General features: G+C 49.2%; 19 protein-coding genes. 11 read left to right on the top strand and 8 right to left on the bottom strand.

The features are described from left to right. Window positions 1–83 precede the first annotated feature (83 nt). Window positions 84–1250, top strand: a complete 1167-nt coding sequence (gene sucC / locus CWI84_RS01645) for an ADP-forming succinate--CoA ligase subunit beta (RefSeq protein ID WP_126840829.1) — start codon at window positions 84–86, stop codon at window positions 1248–1250. After that, window positions 1250–2122, top strand: coding sequence for a succinate--CoA ligase subunit alpha (gene sucD, locus CWI84_RS01640; protein WP_126840828.1), 873 nt, complete (start codon window positions 1250–1252; stop codon window positions 2120–2122). The genes sucC and sucD overlap by 1 nt, the downstream gene beginning before the upstream one ends. Window positions 2123–2171: 49 nt before the next feature. On the opposite strand, the gene CWI84_RS01635 is transcribed toward sucD, so the two are convergent. Continuing rightward, window positions 2172–3122 (bottom strand): pirin family protein, encoded by a 951-nt coding sequence (locus CWI84_RS01635; protein WP_126840827.1) that lies wholly within the window; start codon window positions 3120–3122, stop codon window positions 2172–2174. Between the two features lie 138 nt (window positions 3123–3260). Between CWI84_RS01635 and CWI84_RS11710 the strand changes: the two genes are divergently transcribed. The 7 genes from CWI84_RS11710 (at window position 3261) to glnS (ending at window position 8329) form a co-directional block, all read left to right on the top strand. Next, complete coding sequence (locus tag CWI84_RS11710; protein WP_157980980.1) at window positions 3261–3419, top strand: hypothetical protein; 159 nt, start codon at window positions 3261–3263, stop codon at window positions 3417–3419. A gap of 21 nt (window positions 3420–3440) precedes the next feature. Continuing rightward, on the top strand, window positions 3441–3707 hold the full coding sequence (locus CWI84_RS01630) for a hypothetical protein (RefSeq protein WP_126840826.1): 267 nt from the start codon (window positions 3441–3443) through the stop codon (window positions 3705–3707). Between the two features lie 16 nt (window positions 3708–3723). Beyond that, entirely contained in the window at window positions 3724–4119 is a 396-nt protein-coding gene (locus tag CWI84_RS01625) for a hypothetical protein (protein WP_126840825.1), read from the top strand. A 4-nt stretch (window positions 4120–4123) separates the two neighbouring features. Next, complete coding sequence (locus CWI84_RS01620; RefSeq protein WP_126840824.1) at window positions 4124–4882, top strand: 5-oxoprolinase subunit PxpA; 759 nt, start codon at window positions 4124–4126, stop codon at window positions 4880–4882. Then, a complete protein-coding gene (gene pxpB, locus CWI84_RS01615; protein WP_198674465.1) occupies window positions 4866–5600 on the top strand; it encodes a 5-oxoprolinase subunit PxpB in 735 nt (244 codons plus the stop codon). Before CWI84_RS01620 ends, pxpB begins: the two co-directional genes overlap by 17 nt. Beyond that, window positions 5593–6543, top strand: coding sequence for a 5-oxoprolinase subunit C family protein (locus CWI84_RS01610; RefSeq protein ID WP_126840823.1), 951 nt, complete (start codon window positions 5593–5595; stop codon window positions 6541–6543). Before pxpB ends, CWI84_RS01610 begins: the two co-directional genes overlap by 8 nt. Window positions 6544–6637: 94 nt before the next feature. Continuing rightward, window positions 6638–8329 carry a glutamine--tRNA ligase gene (glnS, locus tag CWI84_RS01605; RefSeq protein WP_126840822.1) on the top strand — a complete coding sequence of 564 codons (1692 nt, stop codon included), beginning with the start codon at window positions 6638–6640 and terminating at the stop codon, window positions 8327–8329. Window positions 8330–8342: 13 nt separating this feature from the next. On the opposite strand, the gene CWI84_RS01600 is transcribed toward glnS, so the two are convergent. The 6 genes from CWI84_RS01600 to CWI84_RS01575 are packed head-to-tail and all read right to left on the bottom strand — an operon-like array spanning window position 8343 to window position 11786. Then, a complete protein-coding gene (locus CWI84_RS01600; protein WP_126840821.1) occupies window positions 8343–9380 on the bottom strand; it encodes a saccharopine dehydrogenase family protein in 1038 nt (345 codons plus the stop codon). Further along, window positions 9380–9823: a ferric iron uptake transcriptional regulator gene (gene fur, locus CWI84_RS01595; protein WP_126840820.1), complete on the bottom strand. Its 444-nt coding sequence runs from the start codon at window positions 9821–9823 to the stop codon at window positions 9380–9382. The genes CWI84_RS01600 and fur overlap by 1 nt, the downstream gene beginning before the upstream one ends. 48 nt (window positions 9824–9871) lie before the next feature. After that, window positions 9872–10402, bottom strand: coding sequence for a flavodoxin FldA (fldA, locus tag CWI84_RS01590; protein ID WP_126840819.1), 531 nt, complete (start codon window positions 10400–10402; stop codon window positions 9872–9874). Between the two features lie 3 nt (window positions 10403–10405). Continuing rightward, window positions 10406–10726, bottom strand: a complete 321-nt coding sequence (ybfE, locus tag CWI84_RS01585; RefSeq protein ID WP_126840818.1) for a LexA regulated protein — start codon at window positions 10724–10726, stop codon at window positions 10406–10408. Beyond that, window positions 10727–10942: a DUF2788 domain-containing protein gene (locus CWI84_RS01580; protein WP_126840910.1), complete on the bottom strand. Its 216-nt coding sequence runs from the start codon at window positions 10940–10942 to the stop codon at window positions 10727–10729. A gap of 52 nt (window positions 10943–10994) precedes the next feature. Further along, on the bottom strand, window positions 10995–11786 hold the full coding sequence (locus CWI84_RS01575; RefSeq protein ID WP_126840817.1) for an alpha/beta fold hydrolase: 792 nt from the start codon (window positions 11784–11786) through the stop codon (window positions 10995–10997). An 89-nt stretch (window positions 11787–11875) separates the two neighbouring features. On the opposite strand from CWI84_RS01575, the gene CWI84_RS01570 reads away from it, so the two are divergent. After that, window positions 11876–12364 (top strand): replication initiation regulator SeqA, encoded by a 489-nt coding sequence (locus CWI84_RS01570; RefSeq protein ID WP_126840816.1) that lies wholly within the window; start codon window positions 11876–11878, stop codon window positions 12362–12364. Next, a complete protein-coding gene (pgm, locus tag CWI84_RS01565) occupies window positions 12364–13998 on the top strand; it encodes a phosphoglucomutase (alpha-D-glucose-1,6-bisphosphate-dependent) (RefSeq protein WP_126840815.1) in 1635 nt (544 codons plus the stop codon). Before CWI84_RS01570 ends, pgm begins: the two co-directional genes overlap by 1 nt. A 24-nt stretch (window positions 13999–14022) precedes the next feature. On the opposite strand, the gene CWI84_RS01560 is transcribed toward pgm, so the two are convergent. Further along, window positions 14023–15312 carry an MFS transporter gene (locus CWI84_RS01560; RefSeq protein WP_126840814.1) on the bottom strand — a complete coding sequence of 430 codons (1290 nt, stop codon included), beginning with the start codon at window positions 15310–15312 and terminating at the stop codon, window positions 14023–14025. Window positions 15313–15470 lie beyond the last annotated feature (158 nt).

Raw genomic sequence — 15470 nt, 5'->3', positions numbered from 1 at the left:
GCCGTTCGGGGTAAAATCCCGCGCGGATTTCGGGGAAGCAGCATCAGGCTGCTTTTGTTGTTAAAACGAATCGGAAGAGCATCATGAATTTGCATGAGTATCAGGGTAAGCAACTCTTTAAAGAGTTCGGTTTGCCTGTATCTGAAGGTTTTGCGTGCGATACAGCGGATGAAGCTGTTGAAGCTGCAAAGAAAATTGGCGGCGACATGTGGGTCGTCAAGTGTCAGGTTCATGCCGGTGGCCGCGGTAAAGCGGGCGGCGTGAAATTGGTTAAAACCCACGAAGAAATTCGCGATTTCGCGAATAACTGGTTGGGTAAGAACCTTGTCACTTTCCAAACCGACGAGAAAGGCCAACCGGTCGCTAAGATCTTGGTTGAAAGCTGCACTGACATCGCTGATGAATTGTACCTAGGTGCAGTGGTTGACCGTGGCTCACGTAAAATCGTGTTCATGGCATCAACCGAAGGCGGCGTAGAAATTGAGAAAGTCGCAGAAGAAACCCCAGAAAAAATTCTCAAAGTAGAAATCGATCCAACGGTTGGCGCACAGCCATTCCAAGGTCGTGAGCTAGGTTTCAAGTTGGGCTTAACCCCAGACCAAGTAAAACAGTTCACCAAGATCTTCTTAGGCTTGGCGAAGATGTTCGAAACCTACGACTTGGCGTTGTTAGAAATTAACCCATTGGTTATCACTGACCAAGGTAACTTGCACTGCTTAGATGCGAAAGTAGGCATCGACAGCAACGCCTTGTACCGTCAGCCGAAAATCCGTGAAATGCACGATCCGTCACAAGACGACGCGCGTGAAGCCGAAGCGGCTAAATGGGAACTGAACTACGTAGCGTTAGACGGCAACATCGGTTGTATGGTTAACGGCGCAGGTTTGGCGATGGGTACTATGGACATCGTTAAATTGAGTGGCGGCGAACCAGCAAACTTCTTGGATGTTGGTGGCGGCGCGACCAAAGAGCGTGTTTCTGAAGCGTTCAAAATCATTCTGTCAGACGACAGTGTGAAAGCCGTATTGGTTAATATCTTTGGTGGTATCGTCCGTTGTGACATGATCGCTGAAGGTATCATCGGTGCAGTTGAAGAAGTTGGTGTGAAAGTTCCTGTTGTTGTTCGTTTAGAAGGTAACAACGCAGAATTGGGTACACAAAAATTGAATGAAAGTGGCCTGAATATTATCGCTGCAGAAAGCTTGAAAGACGCAGCCGATAAAGTGGTTGCTGCGGCAGGAGGTCAATAATGAGTGTTTTGATCGATAAGAACACCAAAGTGATCTGCCAGGGCTTTACTGGTGGTCAAGGTACGTTCCACTCAGAGCAAGCCATTGCCTATGGTACGCAAATGGTTGGCGGTGTAACGCCAGGTAAAGGTGGACAAACTCACCTAGGTTTACCGGTATTTAACACGGTAAAAGAAGCCGTTGCAGCAACTGGCGCTACTGCGTCTGTTATCTATGTTCCGGCACCATTCTGTAAAGATTCAATCATCGAAGCGGCAGATGCTGGCATCGAACTGATTGTTTGTATTACTGAAGGTATTCCAACGCTGGATATGTTGTACGTTAAGGAATACTTAACGCACAAAGGCGTTCGCATGATTGGTCCAAACTGCCCAGGTGTTATTACGCCTGATGAGTGCAAAATTGGTATCATGCCTGGCCACATCCACAAGAAAGGTAAAGTGGGGATTGTTTCACGCTCAGGTACATTGACCTATGAAGCGGTGAAACAAACAACCGACGAAGGCTTTGGTCAATCAACCTGTGTCGGTATTGGTGGTGACCCAATCCCAGGTTCTAACTTTATCGACATCCTTGAGTTGTTCGAAAAAGATCCAGAAACTGAAGCCATCGTGATGATTGGTGAAATTGGTGGTACCGCAGAAGAAGAAGCGGCTGAATACATCAAAAATCACGTAAGCAAACCTGTTGTTTCATACATTGCCGGCGTAACAGCGCCTCCAGGCAAACGTATGGGTCACGCGGGTGCGATCATCGCTGGCGGTAAAGGAACGGCTGACGAGAAATTCGCTGCATTAGAAGCGGCGGGCGTTAAAACCGTTCGCAGTTTGGCAGATATCGGCAAAGCGGTTCGTGAAAAAACCGGTTGGTAAGCCACTGACTCGATAGTAAAAGCCCGGCTACAGTGCCGGGCTTTTTTGTTTAATCACCTTGCTGCTTCAGGTTGTTGGGGAATTCGGGCCCTTCAATTCGCGTACCTTGGTAACCCCTGACGTTCCCAAAGCGTGGCTGATGCTGCTGCCAATCCTTAGCCGCTTGCGCTAAGCGCTCGACTTTCTGACTGACGAAATTCCACCACATAGTAACGGGTTGCGGAAACGGCTCGCCGCCAATCAATAGCGCCCGAGTATCTGTTGAAAACTCGATGTGAACACTGCTTCTGGATGATCCCAAAGCCACCGTTTGCTGGGCATTAACTGCCTTCCCATCCACATAAATACGACCCTGACAAACAACCAGAGCGTACTCAAATTCTGGTTTTAGATGGAGTTTACTGGTTTGTGGTTGCTGCGAGGTTAAGGTCATGGCTATTTGCGGATGATAGCAGCTTGCGGGTGAACGGTAATTTTCGTAATGGCCGACCAACAACGTGGCCATTGTGCCATTGATAGAAAACAGCGGACATTGGCGGTGGTGCTCGAAGGCCGGCTCACACTGTTCTTGTTTTAGTGGTAACGCACTCCATAGCTGTAGTCCGTGCAGTGGCGCTTGGTTTTGCACATCCGCAACTTCGGCATGGCTAATACCTTTACCGGCGGTCATCACATTGAGTTCCCCGGCGCGGAGCGGCTGTTCATTGCCTAGTGAGTCGAGGTGTAATAATTGCCCACTGAAAAGCCAAGTGATGGTTTGTAGACCGATATGAGGATGTGGAGCCACGTCAAACGCCTGATAATCAGCGGCGGCAACCGGACCAAAATGGTCGACAAAGCACCACGGGCCTACCATCCGTAGGGTACGCTGGGGAATCGCTCGATCTACCGTCAACCAAGGCGTTAATGGACGGCGCAAATGGTTAATCACAGTGCTGTCGCGTTCTATTAACTCGGACTCACATTGCTCAATATCATTGTCTTGTTGCGCACGGGTCATAAGCCAACCTTTTGATGCTATTTAACTTATTGATAGTATTACGACTAAGGACTATACCTGCAAGGATTACGTTGTGGCTTTTCGCTCACGCGAAAACGCGCTACTGTGGGACAGTAAAAGTTTTTTTGGGAGCATCACATGGTTATTGCACTGTTAGCATTTTGCGTGGGTTTGGCATCTTTTATGAGCGGTGTTTTAGAAAAACAGATGGTCGCCGTAGTGGTTGGACTGTTAGTGATGTTGGTATCAGTCATCGGCTTTGCCTTGCTGTGGACGCGGGCTAAGAAACGTCAATAAACAATAATAAGAGAGGACGCAATGTTAAAACGCATGTTGCCGTTGCTATTACTTATCGCCGGGTTATTAGTCGCCTTGCTTGGCACCCTTAGCGAACATGCAGATGTCATTCGCTTGGTAGGCGCGGCACTGATGTTAGTCGGGATCATTTGGTTATACCGAATGCCAGCGCAACAGCAGCAACACCAAGAGGCGTCACAGTCGGCGCCGCTGCGCTGGTATCAATCCCCAGTGTTATGGGTTCCGGTAGCTGCGGTAGTGGTGTTATTGATGAGTTTAGCGATGTAACGAGAGGCGCAGATAAATGAACCTGACAACCCGTATTATAATTTTGGCTGGAGCCGTTGGGCTGATGTTTTATTCGGCCTCAACCGAGCAACTAACCGAGGTGATTAACCAATATCAACTAGGATGGTATAGGGTTGGCGTGCCCATGGCTTGGGGGGTAATTTTAGGAGGGCTTTGTGCGTTACTGCGGTTGCAGATTGTGGCTCGTTGGCTAGGGCCTCTGACCTACGTCAGTGCGGGCTTAACCACGATGGGATTAACCGGTGCGGTGGCGGTGTTCGCCAAACACCAACAGCTGGTTTATTGTATGCCGCCATTACAGTTGGCGACATTAGGTATTGGTTTGTATTTGGTTGGATACAGTTATGCGCGGTTAGCTGCCGCCGGCGACAGCGAACAAGAGAAGCAGTAATCGTATGACCATCAGATTGAATTGCGATATCGGAGAGAGCTTTGGCCCTTGGACCATGGGTGACGATCAATTATTGATGCCTTATGTCGATATGGCCAATATTGCTTGTGGTTTTCACGCCTCCGATCCGCTAGTGATGCAACGGACGGTAGCTTTAGCCGTGGAGCACGAGGTAAAAATTGGCGCTCACCCTGGTTACCCGGATTTGCAAGGGTTTGGGCGGCGTAGCATGAACTGTTCGGCGGACGAGATCTACGCCATGGTGCAATACCAAGTGGGGGCGCTACAAGCCATAGCGAAGGCGCAGGGTGCTAGAGTTGAGTATGTAAAGCCGCATGGTGCCATGTACAACGATATGACCGCCGATGAACGGCTATTTGATGCCGTACTGCGCGCCATTGCCGATTTAGGTGAGGGTATGCGTTTGGTGGTATTGGCCACCGAAGACAACCAACAGAATAGGGAGCAGGCGCGCCAACATGGTGTGTCTTTGTGGTTCGAGGGTTTTGCCGATAGAGCCTACGATGATAACGGCCGTTTACGCTCACGCAACCGTGCCGATGCCGTTTATCAATATAACCAGAAGATTCTCGACCAAGTTGAGGCATTTGCGAAAAAACGCCCAATCAGTAGCATTAATGGCGAACCATTGGATATCACTATCGATACACTTTGTGTACATGGCGACAATCCAAAATCGGTAGAAACCGTAAAAGCTATTAGAAGCCTAATAGATGAGATCAATAATGAGTCGTCAGAATAACCGCAGCAATTTACTCGAACGGCCGATGATGGTTCGTGCCGGCGTCGATGCCATTATACTTTATTTTGCTGACCATATTTCCGAGTCGGCGAATCAGCGGGTGCAACAATTCCGCGACTACATGCAGCGCAACGCTGGCGATTGGATAACAGAGCTGGTTCCCGCTTATAGTTCATTATTGGTTTATTACGATGTATTGCAGCGAACCGAGAGCCAAGTCAAACATAGCTTAAAAGAGTTGCTTGAGAGCTTAGACGACGCCTCCACTAGCGGCGAGCAGCAACAGGTGACCGAGCATGTTATCGAGGTCTATTACGACCAATCCGTGGGGCCTGATTTGGCAAGGGTGGCTAAGCAACATGGTCTTTCCGTTGAACAAGTGATTGAAAAGCACCAACAGCAAAGTTATCGAGTCTACGCGGTAGGGTTTGCCCCCGGTTTTGCTTATTTAGGCGAGGTGGCTGAAGACTTACAGACGCCACGCTTAGATAGTCCGAGGGAAAAAGTGGCCGCAGGCAGCGTGGCCATAGCTGAGCGGCAGACTGCGGTCTATCCGTTACCTTCTCCAGGCGGTTGGAACATCATTGGGCGCACTGCAAAAACCCTTTACGATCCGAGTAGCGGTGAGCTGAATACCATGAAAAGCGGTGACCGGGTGCGCTTTACCGGAATCAGTAAAGAGGCATTTTTAGCGCAAGGAGGGCTGCTTGATGAGTAACGGTGTGATTGTTGTCAGCAGCGGGATGCAGTCCTTGATTCAAGATTTCGGGCGGTTTGGCTATTTGGCCTCGGGCATTACACGAGGCGGACCCGTAGATGAACATGCGTTCCTGTGGGCTAACCGATTGCTGGGTAATCATTTTAATTGTGCGCAAATTGAATGCCTGTTGGGCGGTCTTGAAGTGGAATTTAGCCAGCCTACGGCGTTCGTTGTTACCGGAGCGGAAGTGCCATTGACGCTGGATAAGCAGCAATTAAATGGCTGGCAGACTTACACCGCGGAAGCAGGGCAACGATTGAAAATTGGATTTGCCAGCGCCGGCGTTAGAAGCTATTTAGCGGTCGCTGGTGGTTTTCAGGTGGCGCCTAAGCTGGGTAGTTGCGCGACGGTCACGCGCGAGCAGTTGGGTGGTTTAGATGGAATGGGTAAACCGTTGCAGGACGGTGATGAAATTGCCTGTAAGGCATCCTCTATCGCCGTGCGGCGGCGAATTGGATGGCCCTACAAACCTAATTATAGCCGTGCAGCCACTGTTGGTGTGGTTCCTGCGTTCCAGTTTGACGACTTTAGTGAAGAAGCCCAGGCGTGTTTCGAGCAAGGCGTGTATACCGCTTCACAGCAAAGTGATCGGATGGGGGTTCGGTTACAAGGGCCTGCAGTTGCCTATGAACACGGTGGATTGATTTCGGAGGGTATCAGCATTGGTGCGATTCAAATTCCGCCAGATGGGCAACCCATTATCATGCTAAACGATCGACAAACCTTGGGCGGTTACCCGAAATTGGGCGTGGTCAGTGCTATTGACCTCGGTAAAGTGGCACAAACGCGTCCAGATCAAGACATTCGTTTTACCTTTATTGACCAACAAACCGCGCAACAGCAAGCGCGGCGCTTCTACCGCTTTTTTGGGGTTAAGCCAATGGCTGGAGGCAGAGGATAAAACCTTAGCTTTTGCCGACTGTGGCTTGCCTGTGCGTCGATAAACTGCGATCATAGGCGCTTATTTTTTATTGTAGTAGGGAGTCCATTGGCTGATGGCTGACACTGACGTCCGTCCAACGAATTTTATCCGTCAGATTATTGATGCTGATTTAAAGAGCGGCAAACACCAATCTGTGCATACTCGGTTTCCACCAGAGCCGAATGGCTTTTTGCACATTGGTCACGCTAAATCTATTGTGTTGAATTTTGGTATTGCTGAAGACTACCAAGGCACATGTAATCTGCGTTTCGACGACACCAATCCGTTGAAAGAAAAAGTGGATTATATTGAATCGATTAAACGTGACGTACAGTGGTTAGGTTATCAGTGGCAGGGTGAGCCGCGCTACTCCTCAAACTACTTCGACCAGCTTCATGGTTACGCAATAGAGCTTATCGAGAAAGGTCTTGCTTACGTCGACTTTTCTACTCAAGAGGCCATGCGCGAAATGCGTGGCACCTTGAAGGAGCCAGGAAGCAACAGCCCATACCGTGATACCGGCGTAGAGGAAAACCTCGAATTATTTAAACGCATGACGGCTGGCGAGTTCAATGAGGGTGAATGTTGTTTACGCGCCAAAATTGATATGGCATCACCGTTTATGGTGCTGCGCGATCCGGTGTTGTATCGGATTCGTAATGTTCACCACCACCAGACCGGTGATAAGTGGTGTGTTTACCCTATGTACGATTTCACCCATTGTATTTCCGATGCGCTAGAAGGGATTACGCACTCGTTATGTACCTTGGAATTTCAAGATAACCGCCGCTTGTATGACTGGGTGTTAGATAACATCAGTATCGATTGTCACCCGCAACAAATCGAGTTCTCACGGTTAAATTTACAATACACGGTAATGAGCAAGCGTAAATTGAACTTGCTGGTGGAAGAGGGCAAAGTCAGTGGTTGGGACGACCCACGGATGCCGACCATTGCCGGGCTGAAACGGCGTGGTTATACGCCAGCGTCTATTCGGGAATTTTGCCATCGCATCGGGGTAACCAAAATGGATAACCAAGTGGAAATGGGCATGCTCGAAGCCTGTATCCGCGATGACCTGAATGCCAGTGCGCCGCGGGCGATGGCGGTTATGGATCCGGTTCGCGTGGTTATCGAAAACTACCCTGAGGACGAATCTGAATTGCTGGACGCGCCAAACCATCCTAATGACGAAAGCATGGGCACACGTAAGGTACCCTTTTCGCGTGAGTTATGGATTGAGCGTGAAGATTTCCGTGAGGAAGCCAACAAAAAATTCAAACGCTTGGTGTTAGGCAAAGAAGTACGTTTGCGTAATGCCTATGTGGTACGCGCCGATAAGGTTGAAAAAGACGCTGACGGCAACATCACTACTATATATTGCCACTATGATGCCGAAACCCTAGGGCGCGATCCGAGTGACGGCCGTAAAGTTAAGGGTGTCATCCACTGGGTATCGGCGGCAGATGCAGTAGCGGCGGAGTTCCGTGTCTATGATCGTTTGTTCAAGGTGCCAAACCCAGCGGCAGAGGAAGATTTTTTCTCAACCTTAAACCTAGAGTCATTGGTCATCAAGCAAGGCTTTGTTGAGCCTAGTTTGCAACAAGCAACTAGCGACCAACCGCTACAGTTTGAGCGTTTGGGATATTACGTGCTAGACAACCAAGCAGCGGAAGGCCAGTTGGTGTTCAACCAAACGGTTGGGTTGCGCGATAGTTGGGCAAAAATTGAGCAGCAAATGCAACAGGGTGCCACCGAAGCCTAGCGCCTGCGGCTGATTAATCGACAATAAAGGCGTCAAGCAATTTGGCGCCGTAAAGTCTAGAGGGGGTGTAAAAGCCCCCTTTTTGTGGGTTCTGTAGAGTATAAACTGCCAGCATTACTGCACCTTCAGCAGTTACACTGTAACCATTCTTCACTTTTACTTTTAGGCTTTTGGTGTAGCCTTTAGCGTTACGAACTTCGCCCCACACGTAGGTTGGATTATTTTTGCGTTCCTGTGTGTCTGGTCCTGCAGGTTGATCTTTTACTTTCGCGATTAAACGCTTTTTCACCCAAGCGAACGAGAATAACCAGCGAAACCAGTTGAGCATCCGTAACCGCTTAACCAACTTGGGACTTGCTGGCACATAGACTTCTATGTTCGGTATTTCGGTGGTGTAGTAGGCGGTGGAAACGTCCCCCCAAGGGATCGTCATAGCAAGTTTTTCGCCATTGCCAAAGTCGATAGTACGGGTACGATAGGCCAGAGGAACGTTCTCAATAACGCCATTGTGCCGAACCGCGCCACCCTTGCTCAGTCTTTCAATCGAGGTTTTTGCTGTGCCTTGGCTCATTCGTGAGGTTGAATCGAAACCTAATGCCAAGTATTCCGCATCGGGCACTTGCGCATTCAACCGCGCGGCGACGCAGTCGGTAGGGATAACGTCGAAACCGACGCCAGGGCAGAGTACAACGCCCGCTTCACGCGCTTGCCGAGCGTATTGATGGGCTAATTCGAAGACTTCGATTTCACCTGTAATATCAAGGTAGTGCGTTTTCGTCGCAAGACACGCTGCGATTAACTGTGCGGCGGTATATTGAAAGGGGCCAGCACAGTTAATGACTAAATCCACATCTTTTAACGCTTTTTCTATAGCGCCTGCATCATCCAGTGAAAATGCCTGAAAGGGAAGTTCTAAGCGATTAGCAACGGTTTCTAGCTTAGCCGCGTTGCGGCCACCCAGTACCGGACTGTACCCCAGCTTTTTGGCCTGCTGCGCAATCAGGTGACCAGAGTAACCATAGGCCCCATAGATCAGCCAGCGCAGCGCCATTACTCTTCCTCGAGCTGATTGTGCTGACAATGGTCAGCGTTTTGGCATTCGCCGTAGAGGTACAAGCTGTGGTTGGTGAGTGTAAGGTTGTTTTGATCAGCAACGCGCTCTTGGCGCTCCTCAATTACATCGTCTTCAAACTCAAACACGTGTCCACAGGTTAAACAGACCAAATGATCGTGATGATCTTTTTTGCTGAGTTCAAAAACCGAGCGCCCACCCTCAAAGTGATGGCGGGTGATAATACCGGCATCGTCAAATTGGTTCAGCACCCGGTATACCGTGGCTAAACCGATTTCTTCTTTTTGCTCAAGCAAAATGCGGTAAACGTCTTCAGCGCTAATATGTTGATTATCAGGCTGCTTTAAAATCTCAAGAATTTTCATCCGAGGCGACGTGACTTTGAGCCCAGCTTTTTTCAATTGTTCGTCGTTAGTTGCCATGATTTCGCTTGTCGTAACGGAATGTATTTGTCAGCTTACTCTGAAATGCTAGTCGTTTGCCAGTTCTGCTAGGCACATTTCTTCATAAACTTGCGCGCACCATTTCTCGACACGTTCTTTGGTGAGCTCCGGTTGACGATCCTCATCAATACCGAGGCCGACAAAGTGATTGTCATCGACCAAGGCTTTTGATGCTTCGAAGTAATAGCTGTCAGTTGGCCAATGACCGACAATAATGCCGCCCTTACTTTCGACGATATCGCGCACCACGCCCATCGCGTCTAAGAAATATTCGGCGTAGTCTTCTTGGTCGCCACAACCAAAAATTGCGACTAACTTATCGGTAAAGTCGATTTCTTCCAGCTCTGGGAAAAAGTCATCCCAGTCGCACTGCGCTTCACCGTAATACCAAGTTGGAATGCCGAACAATAATAAGTCGAATTCGGCAATATCTTCTTTTGTGGATTTAGCGATGTCTTTTACATCCACTAATTTCTTTCCCAGTGACTTTTGGATCATTTGTGCAACTGCTTCGGTGTTGCCCGTGTCACTGCCAAAAAAGATTCCTACAGTAGCCATAGTTTACGTTTTACCTGCTTTTAACGCGTTAATGACTGCTGGCGCAATGTCAGGATGCGCCAACGCGAGTTTGATGATGTCCTCAACAAGGTGGCTACGACGAGTATCTAATTGTTCGGCCAGCTCGCTGAGTTGTTGGTAGACCTGTTGGTCTGCTTTTAATTCTATACGGCGGCGACCCTCTCTACGATCGCGCTGTAATTGTTTGCGCTTGTTGATGCGAAGTTGCTCGTTGCGCGGTAAAGGATTTGTTCGAGGTCTGCCAGGTTTCTTTTGCTGCACGAACAAATCAATTGTTACCGCATCAGCGCTTTCCTTTGCCACCTATAATCCACCTTCCCAAATCACTTCGATAATGCCTTTGGCGATAAAACCGAAGCAGCCAAGAAAAAGCACTAGCCAAACAATAATGCGACCGAATTTAGGGACATTTCCCCGATTGAGCACGTCGCGGATGGCGAGCCCGATGAGTAAAAATAAAATGGCTAACGCAAAGTTTAGCCCAATCGTTTCGATTTGCTCATAGTACTTAGACAGCATAACGGTACTCACTCAGCAATACGCTTTAAAGATACGCCGAGATTACCACATGTCAGCTTTCATGGCGAATTTCGCGATCGAAAAACTCGCGGCACAAACGTTCGAAAATCCGATGCTTTTCAGCGTGTAACCAATGGCCGGTGCCTTCAATAATTTTTACTTGGGTGTTGCTGAAACGCTGCTCGACGGCGGCTTGGTGATCGGCCGTGAGATAGTTGGACTGGCCGCCCTTAATAAACAACACTGGGCCCGAGTAATTGCCTTCACTGACCGCGCCGGCAACGGCTTCATAATGATCAATTAAGCCGGACAAATTTAATCGCCATTGATAGCCATTGTCGGTTTGTCGCAAATTCTTCAATAAGAATTGGCGCACCCCTTGTTCTTTAATGTTTTGTGCCATCTGCTGGTCTGCTTGGCGGCGTGATGTCAATTGCGCCAAATCCAGCTCTTGCATGGTCTCAAGAATGGTTTGGTGATGTGCGGGGTAGGCGACAGGGGCAATGTCCGCAGCAATCACTGCGGTGACGCGCTGCGGATACTGTAACGCCGTTTCCATGGCTATTTTGCCGCCCATTGAATGGCCAAGAACGGCAAAGGTGTCTAGTCCTAAATGGTCGGCAAGGCGAGCAATATCAGCAGCCATTGCTACGTAGCTAAAATCATCAGAGTGGAACGAATCACCGTGGTTTCTGGCATCGACTAAAATGCGAAAGTAGCCGTCGAGCGGTTTCGCGATAGCTTTTAAATTATCTTTGTCGCCGAATAAGCCATGAATCACAAAGACTGCAGGGTCTTGTTTATTGCCGAGGGTTTCGTAGTTTAATAAGGGTAAATCTGCCATCGTTGTCCGTTTGGTGATAGACTTTCGGCTATTTTCGATAGAATCCCTTGTGGTTGCAAGTTTACGGAAGAAGGAAGTCGGACAAGGCTATGAAACGTATTGAAGTTGAAGACGATGTATACGCATATATTGCTAGCCATACCCAACAAATCGGTGAGAGTGCATCGACGATATTGCGCCGCCTATTGAATATTGATGGCGACGCTCAGGCTGTTGCGGAAGCGGCTCCTATCGCAACATCCGATTCCATATTTAACCGCATTACTGTGCAAGACATGACCATAGAGAAGAGTGTGGTAGGGCGTTTTCTGTATATATTGAGCACGCTGTATCGCTGCCATAGCGACAGCTTCGAAAAAGTGTTGGGTATCACTGGCCGAGACCGACAGTACTTTGCAACCTCTGAGCAAGCCTTGTTAACCTCAGGAAATAGCACCAACCCGAAGCCTATTCCGGATTCACCGTTTTGGGTGATCACCAACACCAACACCACGAAAAAGAAATCCATGTTAACCCAAGTGGCCAAGGAACTGGGTTACAGTGCAGCCGATGCTGAGAGAATTAGGGAGTTTTTATAATGGCGATGCACCCTCGCGCTGGACAGCCAGCTGAGTTATCTGACCGAATCAATATTGCGCAATTGGTAGCCGCGTATTATGTCAACGAGCCGGATCCTCGGCAGCGTTCACAACAGGTGCAATTCGGGACTTCTGGGCACCGCGGGAGTGCGCTCGACAAATCCTTTAACGAAGCCCACATTTTAGCGATTGCTCAGGCCATTTGTGCCTATCGCGAAGAGCAGGGGATTAGCGGCCCGATATTGTTAGCGAAAGACACCCATGCACTGTCCGAGCCTGCCTACTTATCGGCACTTGATGTGTTTTTGGGAAATGGTTTGACGGTGCATGTGCAAACTGAACACGACTATACCCCGACGCCCAGCTTGAGCCGTGCAGTGATTGCGTGGAATGCCAAAAATCCTAAGCAACAGGCGGACGGGGTGGTGATCACGCCGTCGCATAATCCTCCTCAAGACGGCGGCTTCAAATATAATCCGCCTCATGGGGGACCGGCGGATACCGATGCCACGCGAACCATCGAGAAGTATGCGAACGCCTTGCTAAGCTCCGATTTGATGGGCGTACAAACCTGTGAAGGAGATGTCCTCAAGCATCCGCGGTTGGTATTTTGTGATTGGCGCAGTGACTATATTGAAGCGTTAACAACGGTCATCGATATGGACGCTATTAGCCAAGCGAATTTGGCCTTAGCCGTTGATGCAATGGGTGGTGCAGGTAGTCGCTATTGGCAGCAAATTGCCCAGCGTTATCAGTTAAATCTGGATATTTTTAACGCCGTGGTTGACCCTCAGTTCGGATTTATGTGCTTAGATAAAGACGGCAAAATCCGGATGGATTGCTCCTCACCTTCGGCGATGGCATCGCTACTACAGTACAAAGATAACTATGCGTTAGCATTTGGCAATGACCCAGATTTTGATCGTCACGGCATTGTCAGCCCTGACGTTGGCTTGATGAACCCCAATCACTACCTAACGGTTGCCATCGATTATTTGTGTCAGCATCGGCAATGGTCGGCAACAGCAGCCATTGGTAAAACGCTGGTATCTAGTGCCTTGATCGATAAAGTGGTAGCACAACATCAACGGCCACTGTTAGAAACCCCTGTAGGTTTTAAGTGGTTTGCGCAAGGGTTGCACGACGGGAGTTTGGTATTCGCTGGCGAAGAAAGTGCTGGAGCCACCTTAGCGACCCGCAGCGGCGATGTTTGGACCACCGACAAAGACGGTATTGTAATGGCGTTGTTGGCAGCGGAGATCGTTGCTGCAACCGGGAAAACTCCTGCACAATATTATCAAGCACTCTGCCAACAGCACGGCACGGGGTATTACCGCCGTGTCGATACCGCCTCGAGCGCAGAACAAAATCGCCAGTTTGGCGCTATTCGTGCGTATAAAGTGAAGCTTGAGCAATTGGCAGGTGACGCAGTCACCGCAATCGACACCAAAGCCAAAGGCAATGGCGCGGTGTTTGGTGGAATTAAAGTAGAAACCGCCAAAGGGTGGTTTGCTGCAAGGCCTTCAGGCACAGAGCCGGTGTATAAAATCTACGCCGAAAGCTTTGTCGATGAGGCGCATCTAGACGCTATTATTAGTGAAGCACAAGCGTGGGTTAACGAGTTATTGCAATAACTCGTTAACCCTGTTGATGGGGCGCTAGCGTTTAAGAATTGCGTGCGCCTCTATCTCATCCGATTCCGCTTCTTCCTCTTCTGGTACTTCTTCTGCCATCGCGGTTAATAGCTCATCTGATGTTTGCGAAGGTGGCAATACCGCAAAACTTGAATGGTATTGATCTTCTGCTTTGGCACGACGGGTTACACGGTAAAGCGCGTAGCCACCGACGATAGCTGTGAGAATAGCCAGTAACCAAAAGAAAAACTCTATCGCACCGAACTCCATTAAGGCCGCCACTGATGGAGCCCCGATGATCGAGCCCGCGCCGCCAATTTTAATAATAGCGCCGGTTGCCCCGACCATTTGGTCGCGTTCAAGATAGTCGTTGGTATGCGCCATGCCCAGCGAGTAAAGCGGCAAAATAAACGCCCCGAGGAGTGCCACCGCAGCATAAATCAGTCCCGCTTGATCGGCAGGAAGTTGTGACAATAGATAAGACACAGCGGTGCCACCAAACGCACAAATGGTAATCATCAAACGCCGATCAACGCGGTCTGAGAGTAACCCTATGGGCGCTTGGGAAATCAATCCACCAAGGATGAAGGCGGCCATAAATAACGTCACCTGAAAGATGCTCAAACCAATATAGGACGCATACATTGGCCCAATGGCATAAAACATGGCATAACAGGCCTGCATAATAAACGCATTTACCACACCGAGTGGGACGGTGCTAAGTAACAGTTTGACGGGCACTTTTTTTGACTCGTGCGTGGTTGGCTCTACAGTAACGCTAATAAGAATTGGGATCAGCGCCAAATTAATGAGCAATGCGACGATGGCAAAGGCGACAAATCCACCAGGATCGGCCACCCCCAAAATTAATTGACCGGCCACCAAACCGCCGTAAATGAGTACTAAATAGATGGAAAGCAGGGTGCCGCGGCTGCGGTTGTCTGCCATGGTGTTGAGCCAGCTCTCAACAATCACGAAAATCGCTGAAATAGCGAAACCGGTCAGAAAACGCATCAAGAACCAAACAATGGGGTTCACCCAAATGGCCTGCACTAAAATAGAAAATGCCGCTAGCGCCGCCAAACCGCCAAAAGCTCTAATATAACCAACACGGCGAATATCTTTGGGCGCGCGAGTACTGCCAAACAGGTAGCCGATAAAGTAGGCCGACATGATCACACCGGTTACTAAGGTGCCAAACCCTTCGATGGTCGCCCGTAAACTGAGTAGGGTACTGGTCATCCCCACGCAGATACCAATCAAGCTGATGCTGGTAAGTAATGAGCTAACGCCACGAAGTTGTTGTTTAAGCATGCGGTATTGTCTCCCAGTGGCTGCAGTACGACAGAAGATAGCTAATTGCTAACTGTATCACCTGTGGGAACTTTTTCGATAGTCATTAACCAAATTAGTTATCCACAGCTTGTTACTTGCCGATTGGCTGGCGGCTGTTTATGATGCAGCGATAGGCC

Source organism: Idiomarina tyrosinivorans, from assembly GCF_003987475.1.
Taxonomy (GTDB): domain Bacteria; phylum Pseudomonadota; class Gammaproteobacteria; order Enterobacterales; family Alteromonadaceae; genus Idiomarina; species Idiomarina tyrosinivorans.
Note: the sequence above shows the minus strand (reverse complement) of the source record. Positions and strands in the feature narration are given on the sequence as shown.

What these genes read in the sequence shown, in the direction of transcription:
- pgm (WP_126840815.1), top strand. Translation starts at nt 12,364, where the DNA reads ATGGCGATGCACCCTCGCGCTGGACAGCCAGCTGAGTTATCTGACCGA.
- glnS (WP_126840822.1), top strand. Translation starts at nt 6,638, where the DNA reads ATGGCTGACACTGACGTCCGTCCAACGAATTTTATCCGTCAGATTATT.
- sucD (WP_126840828.1), top strand. Translation starts at nt 1,250, where the DNA reads ATGAGTGTTTTGATCGATAAGAACACCAAAGTGATCTGCCAGGGCTTT.
- CWI84_RS01630 (WP_126840826.1), top strand. Translation starts at nt 3,441, where the DNA reads ATGTTAAAACGCATGTTGCCGTTGCTATTACTTATCGCCGGGTTATTA.
- CWI84_RS01620 (WP_126840824.1), top strand. Translation starts at nt 4,124, where the DNA reads ATGACCATCAGATTGAATTGCGATATCGGAGAGAGCTTTGGCCCTTGG.
- CWI84_RS01575 (WP_126840817.1), bottom strand. Translation starts at nt 11,786, where the DNA reads ATGGCAGATTTACCCTTATTAAACTACGAAACCCTCGGCAATAAACAA.
- CWI84_RS01635 (WP_126840827.1), bottom strand. Translation starts at nt 3,122, where the DNA reads ATGACCCGTGCGCAACAAGACAATGATATTGAGCAATGTGAGTCCGAG.
- CWI84_RS01560 (WP_126840814.1), bottom strand. Translation starts at nt 15,312, where the DNA reads ATGCTTAAACAACAACTTCGTGGCGTTAGCTCATTACTTACCAGCATC.
- CWI84_RS01610 (WP_126840823.1), top strand. Translation starts at nt 5,593, where the DNA reads ATGAGTAACGGTGTGATTGTTGTCAGCAGCGGGATGCAGTCCTTGATT.
- CWI84_RS01570 (WP_126840816.1), top strand. Translation starts at nt 11,876, where the DNA reads ATGAAACGTATTGAAGTTGAAGACGATGTATACGCATATATTGCTAGC.
- CWI84_RS11710 (WP_157980980.1), top strand. Translation starts at nt 3,261, where the DNA reads ATGGTTATTGCACTGTTAGCATTTTGCGTGGGTTTGGCATCTTTTATG.
- pxpB (WP_198674465.1), top strand. Translation starts at nt 4,866, where the DNA reads ATGAGTCGTCAGAATAACCGCAGCAATTTACTCGAACGGCCGATGATG.
- fur (WP_126840820.1), bottom strand. Translation starts at nt 9,823, where the DNA reads ATGGCAACTAACGACGAACAATTGAAAAAAGCTGGGCTCAAAGTCACG.
- fldA (WP_126840819.1), bottom strand. Translation starts at nt 10,402, where the DNA reads ATGGCTACTGTAGGAATCTTTTTTGGCAGTGACACGGGCAACACCGAA.
- CWI84_RS01580 (WP_126840910.1), bottom strand. Translation starts at nt 10,942, where the DNA reads ATGCTGTCTAAGTACTATGAGCAAATCGAAACGATTGGGCTAAACTTT.
- CWI84_RS01625 (WP_126840825.1), top strand. Translation starts at nt 3,724, where the DNA reads ATGAACCTGACAACCCGTATTATAATTTTGGCTGGAGCCGTTGGGCTG.
- sucC (WP_126840829.1), top strand. Translation starts at nt 84, where the DNA reads ATGAATTTGCATGAGTATCAGGGTAAGCAACTCTTTAAAGAGTTCGGT.
- CWI84_RS01600 (WP_126840821.1), bottom strand. Translation starts at nt 9,380, where the DNA reads ATGGCGCTGCGCTGGCTGATCTATGGGGCCTATGGTTACTCTGGTCAC.